The sequence below is a fragment of the Ruegeria sp. AD2(2025) genome (genome assembly GCF_056542385.1).
Genome location: NZ_JBQFZS010000005.1, coordinates 195,938 through 214,976 on the forward strand (window position 1 = coordinate 195,938; position 19,039 = coordinate 214,976).

Here is a 19,039-nt window from a genome sequence, read left to right on the forward strand (position 1 = left end):
GCCGTCTTATAGCGGCGAAGGGAACTGGGTATCATGGGCAAACCTCTGGGTGTGATTCTGGCAGGCGGCCTCGCCACGCGAATGGGCGGGGGCGACAAGGGGCTGCTGCAGGTGGGCGGGCACAGCCTGCTGCATCATGTGATCAACCGGCTTCGGCCTCAGGTCGACGGGCTGGCGCTGAACGCCAATGGCGAGGCGGCGCGGTTTGCCGATCTGAACCTGCCGGTCATCGCGGATTCGATCGACGGGTTCGCGGGCCCTTTGGCGGGTGTATTGGCCGGGCTCGACTGGGCCGCCGAACAGGGGGCCGATAGCATCGTCACCGCTGCCGCCGACACGCCGTTCTTTCCCCATGATTTGGTCACGCGCCTGACGCAGGCTGCCGAGGGGCAGACACACCCACTGGTGCTTGCCACCACGCCGCGCACCGGCGACGAGGCGCTGAAATCGGGCGGCGGCAAGCGCGTGAACCGGCACCCGACTTTTGGCCTCTGGCCCGTGGCGCTGCGCGATGATCTGCGCACGGCGCTGACCGGGGGCTTGCGCAAGGTGGTTATCTGGACGGATCAGCATGACGGGCGCGAGGCTCTGTTCCCGACCGACCCGTTCGACCCGTTCTTCAACGTCAACACCCCCGACGATCTGGCCCGCGCCGAAACCCTGCTGGAGCAGGCATGAGGGTCTACGGCGTCACCGGTTGGAAAAACGCGGGCAAGACCGGGTTGATGGAGCGGTTGGTGACCGAGATCACCGGTCGCGGCTTCTCGGTTTCGACCGTCAAACATGCGCATCATGCGGTCGATGTGGATCAGCGGGGCACCGACAGCTACCGCCACCGCACGGCGGGCGCGTCCGAGGTGCTGCTGGCCTCGGGCAAACGCATCGCCCTGATGCAAGAGTTGCGCGGCACCCCCGAACCATCGCTGGCCGATCTGCTGGCCCGCCTCTCGCCGGTTGATCTGGGGCTGATCGAAGGCTTCAAACGCGAGGCCCATCCCAAGGTCGAGGCATTTCGTGGCGTGGCAAACAATCCGCTGATCGCCCCTGATGACCCGACCATCCGCGCGGTCGCCAGCGACACGCCACTGGAGCTGGACCGCCCGGTCTTTGACCTGAACGACACCGCCGCCATCGCGGATTTCATCCTGCAAGAGGTCGGGCTATGAGCAAACCGGACATCACCCCGCCGCCCCTGCGCAACGATTGTTTTGCCCTGCCTGCCGGGGTCAACTGGACGCCTGTCGATGACGCGCTGGCCCTGCTGCGAGAGCGCCTGTCAGTGGTGACCGGGGTCGAAACCGTGCCCCTGATGCAGGCCACGGGCCGCATTCTGGCCGAGGACGCGATTGCCAGACGCTCGAACCCGCCGCAGCCGAACACGGCGGTGGACGGCTATGGTTTTGCCGGGGCGATGCCCGAAGGCCCCTGTGTTCTGCCTCTGATCGAGGGCCGCGCGGCGGCGGGTGTTCCCTTCGACGGTACAGTGCCCGAGGGCCACGCTATCCGCATCCTGACCGGCGCGGCCCTGCCCGAAGGGGTGCAGACGGTCATTTTGGAAGAGGATGTGACGGTTCAGGATGGCCATATCGCCTTTCACGGCCCACTGAAACAGGGTGCGAACACACGCAAGGCCGGCGAGGATGTGACAGAGGGGGCCGTGGCGCTGCCTGCCGGGCGGCAGGTCACACCTGCGGATTTGGCGCTGATGTCTGCAGTGGGTGTCAGCCACGTCGCGGTCCGCAAAGTGCTGCGCGTGGGGGTCTTGTCCACGGGCGATGAACTGGTCGAACCCGGCGGTCCCGCAGGGCCGGGGCAAATATTTGATGCCAATCGTCCGATGCTGCTGTCGCTGATCGCGCGCATGGGGTTTGACGCGGTCGATCTTGGCCGCGTGCCTGATGACCGGGCCGCCTTGCAACTTCGGCTGGATGAGGCGGCAGACCACACGGATGTAATCCTGACCAGCGGTGGCGCTTCGGCGGGGGATGAAGACCATGTCTCGGCCCTGCTGCGCGCGGCAGGCGCAATGCAGGAATGGCGCATCGCGCTGAAACCGGGGCGACCCTTAGCGCTGGGCCTGTGGCAGGGTACGCCGGTCTTCGGCCTGCCCGGCAACCCGGTTGCCGCACTGGTCTGCACGCTGATCTTCGCCCGCCCGGCGCTGTGCCTGATAGCCGGGGCGGGCTGGCAGGACCCGCAGGGTTTCGATGTGCCCGCCGCCTTCGAGAAACGCAAGAAACCGGGCCGCCGTGAATATCTGCGCGGCCGTATCCGCGACGGGCGGGCCGAGGTCTTCCGGTCTGAGGGTTCGGGCCGGATCAGCGGCCTCAGCTGGGCCGAAGGACTGGTCGAGATCGAAGACGGTGCGCGCCACATTCAGCCCGGTGATCCGGTGCGCTTCATCCCCTACGGTAGCTTCGGGCTCTGAGGCGCCCTAATCGAACGTCCCCGCCACACGCCCGACCAGCATGAAGGCCCGCGCCGTGCGGGTTTCGCCCAATGCGGTCAGCTCGGCATCGCTGGCATCGGGTTCGAAATCGGCGATCATGTGGTCGAAGCGGCGCAGGAAATGATGCGCCGCATCGCGAAAGATCGGGTCCTGCTTCATCCGCGCCGCCGTCAGCGCCAGCGACGACCGGTCGCGGATACCGCCCAACGTCGCCACCGCGCGCCCGCGCGCCCCTTGGGCAAACTGCCGCCAAATCTCGGGCCGGGCCATGTCGGGGCGCAGGTCGTCCATATAGATCCCCTCCTGGCTCAGCAGGGTCAGAACATCCTGCGAGGCCTGCACCAGTTGCGCCGCCTTGCGATCCTTCAGCGCAAGGCGCAGGGCGTCGAAACCCGCCGTATCGTCCTGCGTTTCGGGAAAGTTCAGCGCCCGAATGAAGACATCCCGTGGCAGGGGCGGCGCGATCTCTTCAGCCAACGTCCCCAGCTCCAGCGAGGTCTGGTTGGCCGGTTCAGCCATCCGCTTGCCGGGGCGCATAGGCTCGGCCCGGTTGGTCGAAAAGGTTGCCAGCGCGCTTTCGGTCTTTTTCGCCGTCTCGGCGATCTCGTCCAACTTCTTGCCCACGGTCGGCTCATAAGCGCTGGCCGCGCGCTGCGCTTGGGTGACATAGCTGTTGCGGATCGCATCGATCGCGGTCTGCAGCCGGGCGCTTTCCTCGCGCATGACCCGGCTGGCGCGCATGGCAACCGCGGCGACCCAAATCATGGCCACCGGCAGGAACACGGCCAGCGCCGTGACGATAAACCCGCCTTGCCCGGCACCGGGCAGCACCAGAAACACCACCGACACCACCAGCCAAACCAGGCTGAGCGCGGCCGCCGCGATCTCGATTCCGGTCACCGAGGGGTGTCCGGGCCGGTCATAGATACCCAGCGAGGTCGCTTTCTTGCTTTCCGGATCAGGGTCGGTGTCGGACATGACAGGACGCTCCGGGATCAGGCGTAGGTGATGCTCAGGATTTCATAGGACCGCACGCCGCCGGGGGTGCGCACCTCGACGCTGTCGCCTTCGTCCTTGCCGATCAAAGCGCGCGCGATGGGCGATTTGATGTTCAGCAGGCCCGCTTCGATATTAGCCTCATACTCGCCCACGATCTGCCAGGTCTTTTCCTCGTCGGTGTCTTCATCGACCAGCGTCACCTTGGCCCCGAACTTCACCGCACCCGACAGCTTGGTCGGATCGATCACATCAACCAGCGACAACACGCCCTCAAGCTCTTTGATGCGGCCTTCGATAAAGCCCTGCTTTTCACGGGCCGAGTGATATTCGGCATTTTCCTTCAGATCACCCAGTTCGCGCGCCGAGGCAATCGCCTCGATAATCGCCGGGCGTTCGACGGATTTCAGGTTCTTCAGCTCCGCCTCAAGCGCGGCATTGCCCGCAGGCGTCATGGGGATTTTTTCCATAGTCTTGTCGTCCACGCATAAACTGTGACGCCCCGCCGCCAGAAATCAGCGTCGGGGCGAATGATGGGTCGGCATTTACCTGACCCAAATGAGGCGTGAATTGCAAGGGGCAGGCGCGTGTTGTGACGCAACCCGCAACTTAGCGCCGTTTCGCCGGCGGCGGTTCTCGCCTGTGGCGCGATCCCATAAGGTCGCCGCGCCGCCAGCGATGGGCTTCGGACCCTAGCCAGAGCAGTTCAATCATACTGGACCACCTCAAACTCGATGCCATTGTCGTCGCGGAAGTAAAACCGGCGACCCGGTTCATAATCGGCGTGATTATGCGGCTCGAAACCGGCCTCTTTGACCTTGGCCTCGGTGGCGTTCAGATCTTCGACCAGCACGCCCACATGGTTCAACCCGCCGACAACGTCATAGCTGCTGTTGGTCAGCGGCTTGGGGTCGCCGGGGTTGTACAGCGCCAGATAGGTGTGCGGCCCGCCCACATGCACGGTATAGCCGCCCGCGATGGCCGGGCCTTCCCAGCGGGTTTTCCAGTCAAAGACCTTCGCCATCCACGCGGCCGAGGCTTTGGGGTCGCGGACCGTGAAATTGGTGTGTTCAAGCGTCGCCATCATGGGATCTCCTTTGCGAATTGAGGCTTGTCCCGACTCACCGTAATTTCTAAACCTAACTTTAGGTCAAGGATTATTTACGAGGGTGTCATGGCAGTATCCGAAGAGCTTGCAATTGGCGCATTGGCCCGGCGCACCGGGCTGGCCGTGTCAGCGATCCGGTATTACGAAGCGCAGGGTCTGATCGCGCCCTGGCGCAACGCAGGCGGGCAGCGGCGGTATCAGCGGGCGGACATCAGGCGGCTTAGCTTTGTCATGATCGCCCAGCAATTCGGCCTGACCCTGCCGGAAATCCGTGAGGTTCTGTCAGGCCTGCCGGGCAATCGCACGCCCACGCCGCAGGACTGGAAGGCGATCAGCGTCAATCTGCGCGCGCATCTGGATCAGCGAATCGATACACTGATGCGGTTGCGTGACAATCTGGATGGCTGCATCGGGTGCGGGTGCCTCAGCCTGCCCAAATGCCGGCTTTACAACCCCGATGACCGGGCCAAATCTCATGGTAGCGGTCCCAGATACCTGATGGGGGATGCGCCAGAGGGCTGATGTGTCGAATAGCGGCATTGTTACGCCGTGTTTCGATTGACCAAGCTCTTTCAGACCATGTAATCAGCCGTGAAACAATATTGCGCCGACCGCGCGAGAATAGCGCCAATTCGGAAAGTTAGCTAAGGAGCCCGCGATGGCCGAGATTGAACGCGAAGCAATGGAATACGATGTGGTGATCGTGGGTGCAGGTCCTGCGGGCCTGTCGGCGGCCATCCGTCTGAAACAGCTGGATGCCGACCTGAATGTCGTGGTTCTGGAGAAGGGCTCGGAAGTGGGCGCGCATATCCTGTCGGGCGCGGTGCTGGACCCCTGCGGTCTGGATGCGCTGATCCCCGATTGGAAGGACAAGGGCGCGCCGCTGAACGTGCCGGTCCACGAAGACAACTTCTATATGCTGGGCGAGGCGGGCCAGATCCGCATCCCCAACTTCCCGATGCCGCCGCTGATGAACAACCACGGCAACTACATCGTGTCGATGGGCAATGTCTGCCGCTGGATGGCTGAGCAGGCCGAGGAACTGGGCGTCGAAATCTTCCCCGGCATGGCGTGCTCGGAACTGGTTTACGGCGAGAATGGCGAAGTCAAAGGCGTTGTGGCCGGTGTATTCGGGCTGGAGGCAGACGGATCCTATGGCCCCAACACCGAACCGGGCATGGAGTTGCACGGCAAATACGTCTTCCTGTCGGAAGGCGTGCGTGGCTCGCTGTCCAAGGAAGTGATCGCCAAATACGACCTGTCTGCGGGCAAAGAGCCGCAGAAATACGGTGTCGGCATGAAAGAGATCTGGGAGATCGACCCGGCCAAGCACAAAGAAGGCTCGGTCACGCATACCATGGGCTGGCCTTTGGGCAGCAACGCAGGTGGTGGGTCCTTCATCTATCACCTTGAAAACAATCAGGTCTATGTCGGTTTTGTGGTCCACCTGAACTACAAAAACCCACACCTGTATCCTTACATGGAATTCCAGCGCTTCAAGCATCACCCAATGGTGGCGGACCTGCTGAAAGGCGGCAAGCGCGTGGCGTATGGCGCGCGGGCGATCACCGAAGGCGGCTATCAGTCGATGCCGAAACTGGTCGCGCCGGGCGTGGCGCTGCTGGGCTGTTCTGCCGGTATGGTCAACGTGCCGCGCATCAAGGGCAACCACAACGCCATGCTGTCGGGCAAAGCCGCAGCGGAGGCCGCCTTTGACGCTATCAAGGCTGACCGTTCGGGAGACGAACTGACCGCCTATGAGACCGACGTGCGCGACGGCGCTATCGGGTCGGACCTGAAAAAGGTCCGCAACGTCAAACCGATCTGGTCGAAATGGGGCCTGACAGCCTCGCTGATGCTGGGTGGTCTGGATATGTGGACCAATACGCTGGGCTTTTCGTTCTTTGGTACGGTGGGCCATGGCAAGAACGACGCACAATCAACCGAAGAGGCCAGCAAGCACAATCCCATCGATTATCCCAAGCCCGATGGCGTGCTGTCCTTTGATCGTCTGACCAACGTCTCGTTTGCGATGACCAATCACGAAGAAAGCCAACCCTGCCACCTGAAGCTGACGGATCCCGATATCCCGGTGAAGGTAAACCTGCCTAAATTCGCAGAACCGGCACAACGCTACTGCCCCGCAGGCGTCTATGAGATGGTCGAGGACGAAGGCGAGCCGCGATTCGTCATTAACTTCCAGAACTGCGTGCATTGCAAAACCTGCGACATCAAGGATCCCAGCCAGAACATCACCTGGACCACGCCGCAAGGCGGGGACGGGCCGAACTACCCCAATATGTAGGCGGGAACACGGGCTCTGGCAGGGTCGTGAAGGCTCTGCCATTGCCTCTTGTGCGCCGAAGCCCTAGCTTGTCGGTCAGTCAACGACAGCAAGGCAGGATATCGGTGGTTTCCCTGGTTCGACGCGCGGCACTGGCCGTGATCCTCAGCTCAGCAATGGCGCTTCCGGCGGTTTCGGACACCGGCTCCTATCTGGCCGGGCGGCAGGCGATTTACCAAAGCGATTATCCGGCGGCGGAACGCTATTACTCGCAGGCGCTGAAAGCCGATCCCGAAAACGCCAAGCTGCTGGAAAGCGTCGTCGTGGCGCGGCTGGCGCTGGGCCAGATCGCCCGCGCGCTGCCCGTGGCGCAGACCATCGAGGCCGCGAACCTGCCCAGTCAGGCCGCGCGCATGGTCATTTCCGCCAATCTGGTGGCCGACGGCAAGCTGGACGAGTTTCTGGCGCGCGATCACGAAACCCAAGGCGTCGGCCCGCTGGTCGACGGGTTGATGATGGGCTGGGCCCATATGGATCAGGGATCCGTCACCAAAGCGATGGAGCAGTTCGATGCGGTCTCGACCCAGGACGGGCTGAGAGAATTCGCGCTGTATCATAAGGCAATGGCGCTGGCCTCGATCGGTGATTTCGAAGGGGCCGAGGCGATTTTTGCCGAGGGCAACGGCACCGTCGCCCGGTTCTCGCGCCGCGCCGCGCTGGCCCGGGCCGAGGTTCTGTCGCAGCTCGACCGCAACGCCGATGCGCTGCAATTCCTTGAGGATGTGTTCGCCGCCGGCAGCGACCCGACCATCGAAAGCTATGTTGCGCGCCTCAGCGATGGCCAGACGCTGCCCTTCACCCATGTACGCTCGGCCCGCGATGGCATGGCCGAGGTGTTCTTTTCGGTCGGTGCAGCACTCAGCGCCGAGGCGGCGCAGGATTATGTGCTGCTCTACAGCCGCATCGCAATGTTCCTGCGCCCCGACCATATTGACGCGATCCTGCTGAGCGCCGAGCTGCTGGACGGGCTGGAACAATACGATCTGGCCGTCGACGTCTATCGGCAGGTCCCGCCGGACAGCGGCGATTATCACGCCGCCGAACTGGGCCGCGCCGAAGTGCTCAGCCGGTCCGACCGCAAGGATGCCGCCGCCGAAGTGCTGCAGACGCTTGCCGCCCAAAGCCCCGATCTGCCCGGCGTGCATGTGGCGCTGGCCGATCTGCGCCGCCAGCAAGAGGATTACGCGGCCGCCGTCACCTCGTATGACCGGGCTATCGACCTGACCGAGGAAGGGGGCAGTGGCAACTGGTTCCTGCATTATGCGCGCGGTATCTCGCACGAACGTCTCAAGAACTGGGACAAGGCCGAGACCGATTTCCGCCGCGCGCTGGAACTGAACCCCGACCAGCCGCAGGTGCTGAACTATCTGGGCTATTCGCTGGTCGAGCGTCAGGAAAAGCTGGACGAAGCGCTTGAGATGATCGAACGCGCTGTCGCTGCGCGCCCCGACAGCGGCTATATCGTCGACAGTCTGGGTTGGGTCCTGTTCCGCCTTGGCCGCTACGACGAGGCGGTGGACCACATGGAACGTGCCGTTGAGCTGATGCCGGTCGATCCGGTGGTCAACGATCATCTGGGCGATGTCTACTGGGCCGTCGGCCGCGCCCGCGAGGCCGAGTTCCAGTGGAAACGCGCCCTGTCTTTCATCGACCCCGAAGACACGGATGGAGAGGCCGACCCTGACCGTATCCGTCGCAAGATCGAGGTCGGGTTGGATGCGGTTCTGGCCGAAGAAGGGGCCGAGCCCCTGAAGGTCGCCAATGAAGGCTGAGGCGTTTGCGCCCGCCAAGATCAACCTGACCCTGCATGTGACCGGCCAGCGCGTCGATGGCTATCACCTGCTGGATTCGCTGGTTGTATTCGCAGATATGGGCGACCGGCTGACCCTGACCCCGGGCCCTGATCTGTCGCTTGAGGTCAGCGGAGAGTTCGCCGATGGCGTCCCCTGTGATGCCCGCAATCTGGTCTGGCAGGCGGCTGAGGCTGCCGGTTGGACCGGGCATATCCATCTGGACAAGCACCTGCCCCACGGCGGCGGCATTGGCGGCGGCTCCTCGGATGCGGCGGCCCTTTTGCGCAGCGCGGCGGCTCAAGGGGCCAAGATAGCGGACGACGCCCCGCTGTCGCTGGGCGCTGATGTCCCGGTCTGCATGACCGCCCGCGCCGCGCGGATGCGCGGGATCGGTGAGCAGATCGAGCCGGTTGAGATGCCCGACCTGCCCGCGCTGCTGGTCAATCCCGGGATCGGGGTGCCAACCGGGCCGGTTTTTTCCGCGCTCAAAAACCGTGAAAACGCGCCAATGCCCGCCACGACCCCTGCGTTTGAAACACCTGAAAACTGCGCCACTTGGCTGCAGGATCAGCGCAACGATCTGGAAGCGCCCGCCACATCGGTCGCGCCCGGCATCGCAGATGTTCTGGACGCGCTGGACGACACACGGGATGTCTTGCTGACGCGCATGTCAGGTTCAGGCTCGACCTGTTTCGCGCTCTACCCGACCCCGAAAGCGGCCCATTTCGCCGCCTATGAGATCGGTGCCGCACATCCCGATTGGTGGTGCCGCGCGACGATGCTCAGTTGAGGCGCGAGACCACGTAATCCGCCAGATCGCCCAGCAGGTCGCGGATCTCATGATCAGGCAGCGCGGCCAGAGCCGCTTTGGCCTTCGCCGCCCAACCGAACGCATCCGCGCGGGTGGCGTCCAGCGTGCTGTATTTCGCCATCAGCGACAGGGCATGATCCAGATCGCCCTCTTCCTGACGACCGCGGCCAATCGTCCGCTCCCAGAAGGCATGTTCTTCGGCGGTGGCCTGTGCCACGGCCTTGATCACCGGCAGGGTCAGCTTGCGCTCACGGAAATCGTCGCCAACATTCTTGCCCGTCGCTGCGCTATCACCCTGATAATCCAGCAAATCATCCGCAATCTGGAACGCAATCCCCAGCGCGTCGCCATAATCATACAGCGCTTTGACCTGCGCCTCGGACGCACCAGCGATCACGCCGCCGACCTCAGTCGCAGCGGAAAACAGCGCCGCAGTCTTACCGCGCACAACCTGCAGATAAACGCCCTCATCCGTGCCCAGATCGGTGGCAGCGGTCATCTGCAGCACCTCGCCCTCGGCAATGGTGGCCGAGGCATTGGCCAGAATGTCCAAAACCCGCAGCGATCCCGTCTCGACCATCAACTGGAAGCTGCGGGAAAACAGGTAATCGCCCACCAGAACGCTGGATTTATTGTCCCACAGCAGGTTCGCCGTAGGCCGCCCGCGCCGCTGGCCGCTTTCGTCGACCACATCGTCATGCAGCAGGGTCGCGGTGTGAATAAACTCGACCGTCGCCGCCAGCTTGACGTGATGATCCCCGGCATAGCCAAACACCTGCGCCGCCGCCAGCGTCAGCATCGGGCGCAGGCGCTTGCCGCCCGCCTCGACCAGATGCGCGGTCACTTCGGGGATGCGGGGCGCGTGTTCCGACGCCATGCGCGTCCGAATCAGCGTGTTCACCGCGTCCATTTCATCCGCCAGCATCTCTGCCAGACGCTCATGCGGTTTCGAGATCGTGCTGACGTTCATCACTCTCCTGATACAAGGCTCGACATCCCGCTCACCTTGCCCTTACATCCATCCCCATGAAAGAACTGTTGCGCAGCACCGATCCGACCATCCTGGCCTTTGCAACCGCCCTTCTTAAGGGCGAGGATATAGACTGCTTTCAGATGGACGTAAATATGAGCATCCTCGAAGGCGGCATCGGAATCTTCCCCCGCCGCCTGATGGTGCGCGCAGATGACCTGACCCGGGCCGAGCGTGTCATGCGCGACAACGAGATTCCGCTGGGCCGATGAGCGGTTTTTCCGACAGTGATTTGACCTGTAATGATTTTCTGGGTGGCCGCGTGCGTCTGTGGCAGCCGCGTTCCGGATACCGCGCGGGGGTCGATCCGGTCTTGCTGGCGGCGGCGGTTCCGGCGCAGGCGGGCCAGTCGGTGCTGGAACTGGGCTGCGGGGCGGGGGCCGCGATCCAGTGCCTGATGGCGCGCGTTCCGCAGCTTCAGGCGACAGGGGTCGAGGTGCAGCCCTCCTATGCGGAGCTGGCGCGCCGGAATGCCGCTGAAAATGCGGCTCTGACTGTGGTTCAGGCGGATCTGAACGCCCTGCCGGATGATCTGCGCCAGATGCAGTTCGACCACGTCATCGCCAATCCGCCCTATTACAAACCCGGCACGCACAGCCCCGCCACCGATCCGGGGCGGCGAGTTGCTTTGGGCGAAGATACACCGCTGAGTGACTGGATTGCCGCCGCCGCTCGCCGACTGACCCCGCGCGGATACCTGCACATGATCCAGAAAGCCGACCGCCTGCCCGATATGCTGACGGGATGCGCGGGCCGCTTGGGCTCGGTCCAGGTGCTGCCGTTGGCACCGCGCACGAGCCGCGCGGCTGAACTGGTGATTCTGCGCGCCAGAAAGGGCGGGCGGGCTGCGTTTCGCCTGCACGCGCCGCTGGTTTTACATGCCGGAGACCGGCATCTGAACGATGGCGACAGCTATACCGCTGAGGTCTCGGCGGTGCTGCGGCAGGGTGCGGATTTGACCAAACATTTCGCCTGATCGGCAATGACCAGCCGAAATTGTCGGATTTAGGACAGATTCTATGCGTCTGCAGCGTGACAGGGTGGAAATGATGTGATCAACTTCTTACGTGACACTCACCAACCAGAGAAGGAGGACCGCCATGAGCGTAAGCGCGCATCTGACGGAGTTGAAAAAGAAACACGAAATTCTCGGTCTTGAAGTGGAAGAGGCGCAACGCTCACCTGGTATCGACGATCTCCATATCGCGCAGCTAAAGAAGCAGAAGCTGAAGCTGAAAGAAGAGATCGAGCGCCTGTCGGCCTAAGCCTTCAGGCTGGCGCGGGCCGCGACGGCAGCGCCACCGGTGACAAACAAGGCCGCGATCGCCAGACCCCAGGACGGGGCGGCGATCCCGGCCAGCACAAGCACAAGCGTCGACAGCAAGGGGGCCGCGTATGAGGCGGTGCCCAGTATCTGAATATCCCCGCGCTTGACCCCGATATCCCAGACATAAAAGGCCAGCCCGACCGGTCCCAGCCCCAGCGCTAGGGTCGAGGCCCAGCCAAATGCGCCCTGCGGCCAGACGGTCTCTTCAACTGCGAAATGTAGCGCCCATGACGCGATAGCGGTCACAACACAGAATACAGCAACCGAGCTTGTGGGCACATCGCCCAGCCGCCGCGACAGCACCGAATAGCCCGACCATGTCAGCGCACACAGCAGCGCGAGCCCATAGCCGGGCAGGTGCTGTATCTGAAACCCGGCGCTGCCGCCGCCGGTGATGATCACAGCCGCCCCGGCAAAGCCAAGGCAAGCCCCGATCAGGTGACCCGGTTTCAGATGCTCTCCGGGCAGCAGGCCAGACAACAGCACAATCAGCAAAGGCCAGAGATAGGCGATCAGCCCCGCCTCGGCCGCCGGGGCCATGCGCAGGGCCGAAAAATACAGCGCGTGATAGCCGAAAAGGCCAATCGCGCCAAACAGATAGGTTGTCCACGCGATCTGGCGCAACTGCCCCAACCCGCCCGAGACCATGGTCCAGATCAGGCCCAGCGTACCGCCGATCGTGAAACAGATCGCATTCAGCAGCAGCGGCGGCGTGGGGGCCGAGCCCACCGTGAACAGCGCCAGCAAAGACCACAGCAGCACGGCGACAAAGCCGATTGCGGTCGCGGTCATTTTGCTCATTCGGTGGCCACCTTTTCGACAGGGATGATCTCGAACTCATCCGATATATGCGCGGTCTTTTCAATCTCGGCGATGAACCAGTCGCGGAATGCAGCGATCTGGGGTCGTTTCTCGGCCCCCTGCAGGCACAGGAACCGGAACCGACCGGCGGTTTCCAGCGCGACCTTGAAGGGCGCGACCAGCCGCCCCTCGGTCAGGTCTTTCAGGATCATCGCGCGGCGACCCAGCACCACGCCCACGCCGGCGACAGCGGCGTCGATGGCGTGATCAGCGTTGGAAAAGTGCGCCCCGTGGGTTGGGGTAAACTCCAGCCCCACCGCGCGGAACCACGCGGGCCAGTCGCAGTGCGGCTTTAGAAAACTGATCGACTCGTCATGGATCAGCGGGGCCTCACGCAGCGATTCAGGCGTCGGGAATTGCACGGCCAGTTCCGGCGTCATCACCGGCGTCAGCCACTCCCGGCGGACGGGCACAGAATACAGCCCCTCATCCGGGCCATAGCCAAACCGGATCGCCACATCCACATCGTCGCGTTCAAGGTCCATGTTACGTAGCGTGGCCGAGAATTTCAGGTCGATCCCCGGATTGGCCCGCGCGAACTCATACAGACGCGGGGCCAGCCATTTCGCTGTCAGCGCAGGGCCTGCGGTGACGGTCAGGCTGGTGTCGTCCTGCAGCCGCCGCGTCGCCTGCCACGCGGCCTGCAGCGCGGCAAACCCGTCAGCGGCGCCGGGGGCCAGCGTGCGCCCGGCCTCGGTCAGTTCCACGGCGCGGTTGAGGCGGCGGAACAGGGGGTGGCCCAGATGCTCCTCCAGGGATTTGATCTGAAAGGACAAGGCGGCGGGGGTCACGTTCAGCTCGTCGGCGGCACGGGCAAATGACATATGCCGCGCGGCGGCGTCGAAGGCGCGCAGCGCGGTCAAAGGGGGCAGGCGGTCGGGCATTTCGATTAAGTTATTCTGAACTGAAGCGGTGAAAACTCTCGTTTGCGAGCCTTCAAGATAACGGTCATGTTGAGGGCAAGGCAAGATTAACTTGATAGAAAGAGGTCCCGCCATGATCGAAGTGACGACCAACCCGACCATCCAAAGCGCCATCCAAAGCGCCATCCACCGCGCCCATCAGGAACGCGGCAAGGCCGTCGCCCGCATCTGGTCGTGGTTGTTCGGTTCCCGCTGACCGCAGCGCGCGCGGTCTTACGGGATACAAGAAGGGCCGGTCCTGCGCGGACCGGCCCGTTTTCGTTCAAAAAGGCGTCAGGTTACGAGAAGAACTGCGCGCCGTTGGCCGAAATGGTCGACCCGTTGATGAACTGAGAATCATCTGAGGCCAGGAAGGTCACGCAGCGCGCGATCTCTTCCGCCTCACCCAGACGGCCCGCAGGGATCTGAGCGATGATGGATTCGCGTACTTTTTCCGGCACGGCCATCACCATCTCGGTGGCGATATAGCCGGGGCAGATCGCGTTGGCGGTGATACCGGCGCGTGCGCCTTCCTGCGCCAGCGATTTCACGATGCCTAGATCGCCCGCCTTGGTCGCGGCATAGTTCACCTGCGCGAACTGGCCTTTCTGTCCGTTGATCGAGCTGATGACGATCACGCGGCCGAACTTGCGCTCGCGCATACCCGGCCAGACCGGGTGGACGGTGTTGAACACGCCGGTCAGGTTGGTGTCGATCACCTGCTGCCACTGTTCCGGGGTCATCTTGTGGAACGGCGCGTCACGGGTGATGCCTGCATTGGCGACCACGACGTCGATCGGGCCAACCTCGGCCTCGACCTTTTCGATGCCAGCTTTGGAGTCGTCATAATCGGCGACGTTCCATTTATAGGTCTTGATGCCGGTCTCTTCGCTGAATTTTGCCGCGGCTTCGTCGTTGCCTGCATAGGTGGCGGCGACATTATACCCTTCGGCCTTCAGGGCCTTGGAAATTGCTGCGCCAATGCCGCGGGAACCGCCGGTTACGAGTGCTGTACGTGCCATTTAGGACTCCTTCAATTCTGATCGTCTTGGTAATTCTGTTACTTTGGTGGGTTTGATTACGCAATATCGTTTCGTGGTCGGTGTGATCTTTCTGGTCGTCAATATTGTCGCATCCGGGGGATAGAGGGGATTTGTAACAAAAAAGGGCGCCGGTCGGGCGCCCTTTTCTATTTGCGTGTCAAAGCCCTTAGTCACGCTCCACGCACAGGGCGACACCCATGCCGCCGCCGATGCACAAGGTCGCCAGACCCTTCTTGGCGTCACGGCGCTTCATCTCGAACAGCAGGGTGTTCAGAACCCGGCAGCCCGAGGCACCGATGGGGTGACCGATGGCAATCGCGCCGCCATTGACGTTCACGATCGACGGATCCCAGCCCATGTCCTTGTTCACAGCGCAGGCCTGAGCGGCAAAGGCTTCGTTGGCCTCAACCAGATCCAGATCGTCAACCGACCAGCCCGCTTTCTCCAGCGCTTTGCGCGAGGCATAGATCGGGCCCACGCCCATGATCGACGGGTCCAGACCGGCGGTCGCGTAAGATGCGATACGCGCCAGAGGCTCGATCCCGCGCTTTTCGGCATTCTCTGCCGACATCAGCAGGGTTGCGGCGGCACCGTCATTCAGGCCCGAGGCGTTGGCCGCTGTTACCGAGCCATCCTTGGTAAAGGCCGGGCGCAGCTTGCCCATTGCTTCGATGGTTGCGCCGTGGCGGATGTATTCGTCCTTGTCCATCACGATGTCGCCCTTGCGGGTCTTGATGGTGAATGGCACGATCTCGTCGGTAAACTTGCCCGCATTCTGGGCCGCTTCCGCTTTGTTCTGCGAGGCCACGGCGAATTCATCCTGCATGTCGCGGCTGATCTGCCACTTTTCAGCGACGTTTTCCGCGGTCTGACCCATGTGATAGCCGTTGAAGGCATCCCACAGGCCGTCGCGGATCATCGTGTCGATGTATTTCATGTCGCCCATCTTGTGACCGGCGCGCAGGGCGGCGGCGTGGGGCGACAGGGTCATGTTTTCCTGACCACCTGCGGCCACGATATCGGCGTCGCCCAGTTGGATGTGCTGCGCGCCCAGCGCAACCGCGCGCAGGCCCGAGCCGCACACCTGGTTGATACCCCAGGCCGCGCTTTCCTGCGGCAGACCAGCGTTGATATGCGCCTGACGTGCGGGGTTCTGACCCTGCGCCGCGGTCAGGACCTGACCCATGATGGTTTCGCTTACCTCGCCCTTCTCGACACCGGCGCGTTCGACGACGGCCTCAAGCACGGCGGTGCCCAGATCATGTGCAGGTGTGTTCGCAAACGAACCGCCAAAGCTGCCGACGCCTGTGCGTGCGGCGGATGCGATTACTACGTTGGTCATATAGTCAATCCTTTACCGTCAAGGTCCTGTAGGGAAACTGGCGGCGCTGACCGAGAGAGATTTCTCAGTCAAAAGAGGCGGCGCGATCCCTTGCTCCAGTATGCTCTGGGATACAGGAATGCTGCAAGTGCAGCAACGGACAGCTTGTCTCAGCGTCAACTACGGCGGCCTTTTGCGTGCCGCGATCGGTCAACTGCCGGTTTTGGCGGGTTTTTCCGGTATCCATGGAGGTGTGACAGACGGGGCACCAAACAGGAACCCCTGCAGGCAATCGACCCCATTGGCGATCAGGAATTTTGCATCTTCCTCGGTCTCGACCGATTCGGCGGTCACCAGAATCTCGAATTCCCGCGCAACGGCGATCAGGGCGCGGACCAGCGCCTGATTGTCCCGGTCACGGGCGACACCGCGAATGAACTGCCCGTCGATCTTCGCGGCGTCGAACAGAAACTCGCGGAAATGGCGAAAGCTGAAATTGCTGGCCCCGAAATCGTCCAGCGCAAAGGCGATGCCGCGCGCCTGCTGCCGATCCATGAAGTCGACCACCAGCTCGGGCACCTGCATGGCCGAACTTTCCGAGATTTCCAGAATCAGTCGTTCCCCCAAAGAGCCATCTTTCTTCAGAAACCTGTCCAGCACCCGCGACCAGCGCGCATACCCGATCGAGCGAGCCGACATATTGATCGACAGCCGGATACCGGGGTTCCGGATCAGGGTCCGCAGCCCCATCTCAAGCGCGATGCAATCCAGATCGCGGCCAATGGGGGTGTGTTCGACCTGTGGCATGAATTCGCGCGCCGGGATCACGCGGCCGGTTTCGTCCAGCACGCGGATGAACCCTTCGTAGAAGGCCACGCCCTGCGGTGGCTGGGCCTGCATGACCGGCTGAAAGGCCAGCTTGCACTGTTTGTGCTTCACCGCGTCTGTCGCCATCTGCACGGCGGACCGGTCCCGCGACGTCACCGCCGCGTTCAGCGGATTGTCCGCGCCGTCGGGCATATCTGCCAGTTTCCTGTCCCGCATATCTCAAGCCTGTCCACGAAAGGGATGGCCTGATTTCAGGTCAAACAGATGAATCTACGGTTAAGAAGAGACAGTTTTCCGTGCGCGAAAGATCAGCGCACTGATTGCCACGCGCGTCCCGCCGCTCCGGCCACCGCGCCAATCAGGCCCAGCACTGTCATGACAAAGCCCAGCGTCAGCGCCACGGTCGAGGCCGCGCTGAGGGCGGCAAACATGGCCAGCACCAGCCCGGTCAGACCAACAGAGGTTGAGATGGTGATGATGCGGGACATAACGGCCTCGGGCTACTCAGATCAGAAACTGACGTCTCATATGGAGCCTTGGGGCCAGAAATCAACTGCTTTTGCGTCTTTCCGCCGATATTCAGGCCTGTTTTGCCCGAGGATTGGGCGCAGGCGCATCAAATTGCTCGAATCCGGGCGTTCCGTGGTCTTCTGGGTGGCGGGCCAGATGCTTGGCCTTGATCTGCGCCGAGCTGTCGCGGCTGCCATCATGGCTGTAGCCCGGCGGCGCAAAGCAATAGGCCAGACGCTGGCGCAGCGTCAGCCCCGGCTGCGTTGCATCGCGCCAGATGCCGACCCATTCGTGAAAGGCTACGCGCAACGGGTTGAACGTGCCGATATTATGCACCAGCCCATAATCGACGCGGTCATCCTCTTGTTCCGGTACAAACGTGCCGAACATCTTGTCCCAGATGATGAAAACGCCCGCATAGTTGCAATCCAGATACCGCGCGTTGCGCCCGTGATGGGCGCGGTGATGGCTGGGGGTGTTCATCACCGCCTCGAACCAGCGGGGCATCTTGGTGATGGCCTCGGTGTGAATCCAGAACTGATAGATCAGGTTCAGCCCGCCCACGAACAGCACCATCGCCGGGTGGAACCCCAGCAGGATCAACGGCGCGCGCACCACCATCATGAAGGTGAACGTATAGGTCCATGTCTGCCGCAACGCCGTGGTCAGGTTGTAATGCTGCGAACTGTGGTGGTTCACATGGCTGGCCCAGACCCAGCGGATACGGTGCCCGAACCGATGCACCCAGTAATAGCGCAGGTCATCCAGCACAAAGCAAAGAATGATCACCGGGATCGACGTGCCGAGGTTCAGCGGAGTGATCTGCCACAGCCACATGAAGAACGCGTAGGCGATGAACCCCAGCAGGAAACCCGACGCGATATTGCCCGCCCCCATGATCAGCGAGGTCACGGCATCGCGCGTCTCATATCGCCCGCCCCGGCCTTTGACGGCGATCCACAGGAACTCGGCCAGAATGGCGGCGATGAAGAAGGGCACGGCCCATTGCACCGCATCGGGAAAGGTAATCTGGTCAGTCATTCCGGGTCCATCAGGTAACGCCAATGGCGGCGCTCGATTTCATCAAGGCGGATCAGGGCACGGGGGGTGGAAAAATCATGAAACTGAACCTCGAAACCGTCGGGATTTTCGATCCAGTCGAAATCCAACAGGTGCCGCGCAACCGTATCGGCCCCATGCGACCACAGCAGCCCGGCCCCGGTCTCGGTCCGCACAAGGGCGGCGTGACCGTCTTGGGCGATGGTCGCATCGATCACCGTGTCATCGGGGAAATGTCGCAGCCATTGATCTGGCGCCGTTTCACGCGTCAGCACATGCCGCCGGGATTTGCCCGTCAGATGCAGCAGCAGCGTGATACCGGCGATGCCGCCGACCACCAGAACAAGCAGTATTTCAAGCGGCATTCCATCCTCCCGCACGCAGAGTGCAAAGGTCAGGAGCCAGTGTCAAAGGTGGCGTCGCGTCAGCCGATGCAAGTCGGAGAAGTAGCCAGATTGCACTGGTGTGCGTGTTTGAAACCTGACACCCTTTTCAGATGAATATTCTATTCGTATGTGGCAAAGCCCGGATGAGGAGCCCGACGGCAGCAGACATTGTCTCTGCATGGCCCGGCTTCTCTTCGGATTTCGCAGGCCTCAGCAGAGATGCGGATGAGCGGCTTTCTACTGAACATCTGGATTGGTCCGACATCATTGT

23 protein-coding genes are annotated in these 19,039 nt (G+C 62.6%); 11 read left to right on the forward strand and 12 right to left on the reverse strand.

Features of this window, described 5'->3' with window-relative positions; translation table 11 throughout:
* The first annotated feature begins 33 nt into the window (after window positions 1-33).
* From mobA to ACR1XV_RS12800, 3 genes are read left to right on the forward strand one after another with little or no spacing between them, the layout of a single operon-like run.
* Window positions 34-678, forward strand: a complete 645-nt coding sequence (mobA, locus tag ACR1XV_RS12790) for a molybdenum cofactor guanylyltransferase MobA (protein WP_480531860.1) — start codon at window positions 34-36, stop codon at window positions 676-678.
* On the forward strand, window positions 675-1,166 hold the full coding sequence (mobB, locus tag ACR1XV_RS12795; protein ID WP_480531862.1) for a molybdopterin-guanine dinucleotide biosynthesis protein B: 492 nt from the start codon (window positions 675-677) through the stop codon (window positions 1,164-1,166). Before mobA ends, mobB begins: the two co-directional genes overlap by 4 nt.
* A complete protein-coding gene (locus ACR1XV_RS12800; RefSeq protein WP_480531864.1) occupies window positions 1,163-2,428 on the forward strand; it encodes a molybdenum cofactor synthesis domain-containing protein in 1,266 nt (421 codons plus the stop codon). The genes mobB and ACR1XV_RS12800 overlap by 4 nt, the downstream gene beginning before the upstream one ends.
* A 6-nt stretch (window positions 2,429-2,434) precedes the next feature.
* Here the strand turns inward: ACR1XV_RS12800 and ACR1XV_RS12805 are convergent, their stop codons facing one another.
* The 3 genes from ACR1XV_RS12805 to ACR1XV_RS12815 all read right to left on the reverse strand — a co-directional run bounded on the left by ACR1XV_RS12805 (window position 2,435) and on the right by ACR1XV_RS12815 (window position 4,532).
* Window positions 2,435-3,427 (reverse strand): hypothetical protein, encoded by a 993-nt coding sequence (locus ACR1XV_RS12805; protein ID WP_480531866.1) that lies wholly within the window; start codon window positions 3,425-3,427, stop codon window positions 2,435-2,437.
* A 17-nt stretch (window positions 3,428-3,444) separates the two neighbouring features.
* On the reverse strand, window positions 3,445-3,915 hold the full coding sequence (gene greA / locus ACR1XV_RS12810) for a transcription elongation factor GreA (protein ID WP_480531867.1): 471 nt from the start codon (window positions 3,913-3,915) through the stop codon (window positions 3,445-3,447).
* Window positions 3,916-4,151: 236 nt separating this feature from the next.
* Window positions 4,152-4,532 carry a VOC family protein gene (locus ACR1XV_RS12815; RefSeq protein ID WP_480531869.1) on the reverse strand — a complete coding sequence of 127 codons (381 nt, stop codon included), beginning with the start codon at window positions 4,530-4,532 and terminating at the stop codon, window positions 4,152-4,154.
* Between the two features lie 87 nt (window positions 4,533-4,619).
* On the opposite strand from ACR1XV_RS12815, the gene soxR reads away from it, so the two are divergent.
* The 4 genes from soxR to ACR1XV_RS12835 all read left to right on the forward strand — a co-directional run bounded on the left by soxR (window position 4,620) and on the right by ACR1XV_RS12835 (window position 9,480).
* Window positions 4,620-5,075, forward strand: a complete 456-nt coding sequence (gene soxR, locus ACR1XV_RS12820; protein WP_480531871.1) for a redox-sensitive transcriptional activator SoxR — start codon at window positions 4,620-4,622, stop codon at window positions 5,073-5,075.
* A gap of 136 nt (window positions 5,076-5,211) precedes the next feature.
* On the forward strand, window positions 5,212-6,858 hold the full coding sequence (locus ACR1XV_RS12825) for an electron transfer flavoprotein-ubiquinone oxidoreductase (RefSeq protein ID WP_480531873.1): 1,647 nt from the start codon (window positions 5,212-5,214) through the stop codon (window positions 6,856-6,858).
* Window positions 6,859-7,013: 155 nt separating this feature from the next.
* Entirely contained in the window at window positions 7,014-8,669 is a 1,656-nt protein-coding gene (locus ACR1XV_RS12830) for a tetratricopeptide repeat protein (RefSeq protein ID WP_480532071.1), read from the forward strand.
* A complete protein-coding gene (locus ACR1XV_RS12835; protein WP_480531875.1) occupies window positions 8,659-9,480 on the forward strand; it encodes a 4-(cytidine 5'-diphospho)-2-C-methyl-D-erythritol kinase in 822 nt (273 codons plus the stop codon). The genes ACR1XV_RS12830 and ACR1XV_RS12835 overlap by 11 nt, the downstream gene beginning before the upstream one ends.
* Here the strand turns inward: ACR1XV_RS12835 and ACR1XV_RS12840 are convergent.
* The gene (locus tag ACR1XV_RS12840; protein WP_480531877.1) at window positions 9,473-10,471 is read right to left on the reverse strand and encodes a polyprenyl synthetase family protein; all 999 of its coding nucleotides are present in this window, start codon (window positions 10,469-10,471) and stop codon (window positions 9,473-9,475) included. The two genes, ACR1XV_RS12835 and ACR1XV_RS12840, sit on opposite strands and share 8 nt — an antisense overlap.
* A 56-nt stretch (window positions 10,472-10,527) precedes the next feature.
* On the opposite strand from ACR1XV_RS12840, the gene ACR1XV_RS12845 reads away from it, so the two are divergent.
* The 3 genes from ACR1XV_RS12845 (at window position 10,528) to ACR1XV_RS12855 (ending at window position 11,796) form a co-directional block, all read left to right on the forward strand.
* Window positions 10,528-10,743, forward strand: coding sequence for a putative signal transducing protein (locus ACR1XV_RS12845; protein ID WP_170674716.1), 216 nt, complete (start codon window positions 10,528-10,530; stop codon window positions 10,741-10,743).
* Entirely contained in the window at window positions 10,740-11,507 is a 768-nt protein-coding gene (locus tag ACR1XV_RS12850) for a tRNA1(Val) (adenine(37)-N6)-methyltransferase (protein ID WP_480531879.1), read from the forward strand. Before ACR1XV_RS12845 ends, ACR1XV_RS12850 begins: the two co-directional genes overlap by 4 nt.
* 124 nt (window positions 11,508-11,631) lie before the next feature.
* A complete protein-coding gene (locus ACR1XV_RS12855) occupies window positions 11,632-11,796 on the forward strand; it encodes a YdcH family protein (RefSeq protein WP_010443648.1) in 165 nt (54 codons plus the stop codon).
* Here ACR1XV_RS12855 and yddG read toward each other — a convergent pair.
* Together yddG and ACR1XV_RS12865 are read right to left on the reverse strand one after the other, a co-directional pair.
* Window positions 11,793-12,659, reverse strand: coding sequence for an aromatic amino acid exporter YddG (gene yddG / locus ACR1XV_RS12860; protein ID WP_480531881.1), 867 nt, complete (start codon window positions 12,657-12,659; stop codon window positions 11,793-11,795). The genes ACR1XV_RS12855 and yddG overlap by 4 nt on opposite strands.
* Complete coding sequence (locus ACR1XV_RS12865; RefSeq protein WP_480531883.1) at window positions 12,656-13,603, reverse strand: transcriptional regulator GcvA; 948 nt, start codon at window positions 13,601-13,603, stop codon at window positions 12,656-12,658. The genes yddG and ACR1XV_RS12865 overlap by 4 nt, the downstream gene beginning before the upstream one ends.
* Window positions 13,604-13,715: 112 nt before the next feature.
* On the opposite strand from ACR1XV_RS12865, the gene ACR1XV_RS12870 reads away from it, so the two are divergent.
* On the forward strand, window positions 13,716-13,838 hold the full coding sequence (locus tag ACR1XV_RS12870) for a hypothetical protein (RefSeq protein ID WP_480531885.1): 123 nt from the start codon (window positions 13,716-13,718) through the stop codon (window positions 13,836-13,838).
* Between the two features lie 82 nt (window positions 13,839-13,920).
* On the opposite strand, the gene phbB is transcribed toward ACR1XV_RS12870, so the two are convergent.
* The 6 genes from phbB to ACR1XV_RS12900 all read right to left on the reverse strand — a co-directional run bounded on the left by phbB (window position 13,921) and on the right by ACR1XV_RS12900 (window position 18,747).
* On the reverse strand, window positions 13,921-14,643 hold the full coding sequence (gene phbB, locus ACR1XV_RS12875; RefSeq protein ID WP_480531887.1) for an acetoacetyl-CoA reductase: 723 nt from the start codon (window positions 14,641-14,643) through the stop codon (window positions 13,921-13,923).
* 187 nt (window positions 14,644-14,830) lie between these two features.
* The gene (locus tag ACR1XV_RS12880) at window positions 14,831-16,006 is read right to left on the reverse strand and encodes an acetyl-CoA C-acetyltransferase (protein WP_480531889.1); all 1,176 of its coding nucleotides are present in this window, start codon (window positions 16,004-16,006) and stop codon (window positions 14,831-14,833) included.
* Between the two features lie 189 nt (window positions 16,007-16,195).
* The gene (locus ACR1XV_RS12885) at window positions 16,196-17,029 is read right to left on the reverse strand and encodes an EAL domain-containing protein (protein WP_480531891.1); all 834 of its coding nucleotides are present in this window, start codon (window positions 17,027-17,029) and stop codon (window positions 16,196-16,198) included.
* 92 nt (window positions 17,030-17,121) lie between these two features.
* Window positions 17,122-17,301, reverse strand: coding sequence for a hypothetical protein (locus tag ACR1XV_RS12890; protein ID WP_480531893.1), 180 nt, complete (start codon window positions 17,299-17,301; stop codon window positions 17,122-17,124).
* A gap of 91 nt (window positions 17,302-17,392) precedes the next feature.
* The gene (locus tag ACR1XV_RS12895; protein ID WP_480531895.1) at window positions 17,393-18,364 is read right to left on the reverse strand and encodes a sterol desaturase family protein; all 972 of its coding nucleotides are present in this window, start codon (window positions 18,362-18,364) and stop codon (window positions 17,393-17,395) included.
* Window positions 18,361-18,747, reverse strand: a complete 387-nt coding sequence (locus ACR1XV_RS12900) for a hypothetical protein (RefSeq protein ID WP_480531897.1) — start codon at window positions 18,745-18,747, stop codon at window positions 18,361-18,363. Before ACR1XV_RS12900 ends, ACR1XV_RS12895 begins: the two co-directional genes overlap by 4 nt.
* Window positions 18,748-19,039: the final 292 nt, after the last annotated feature.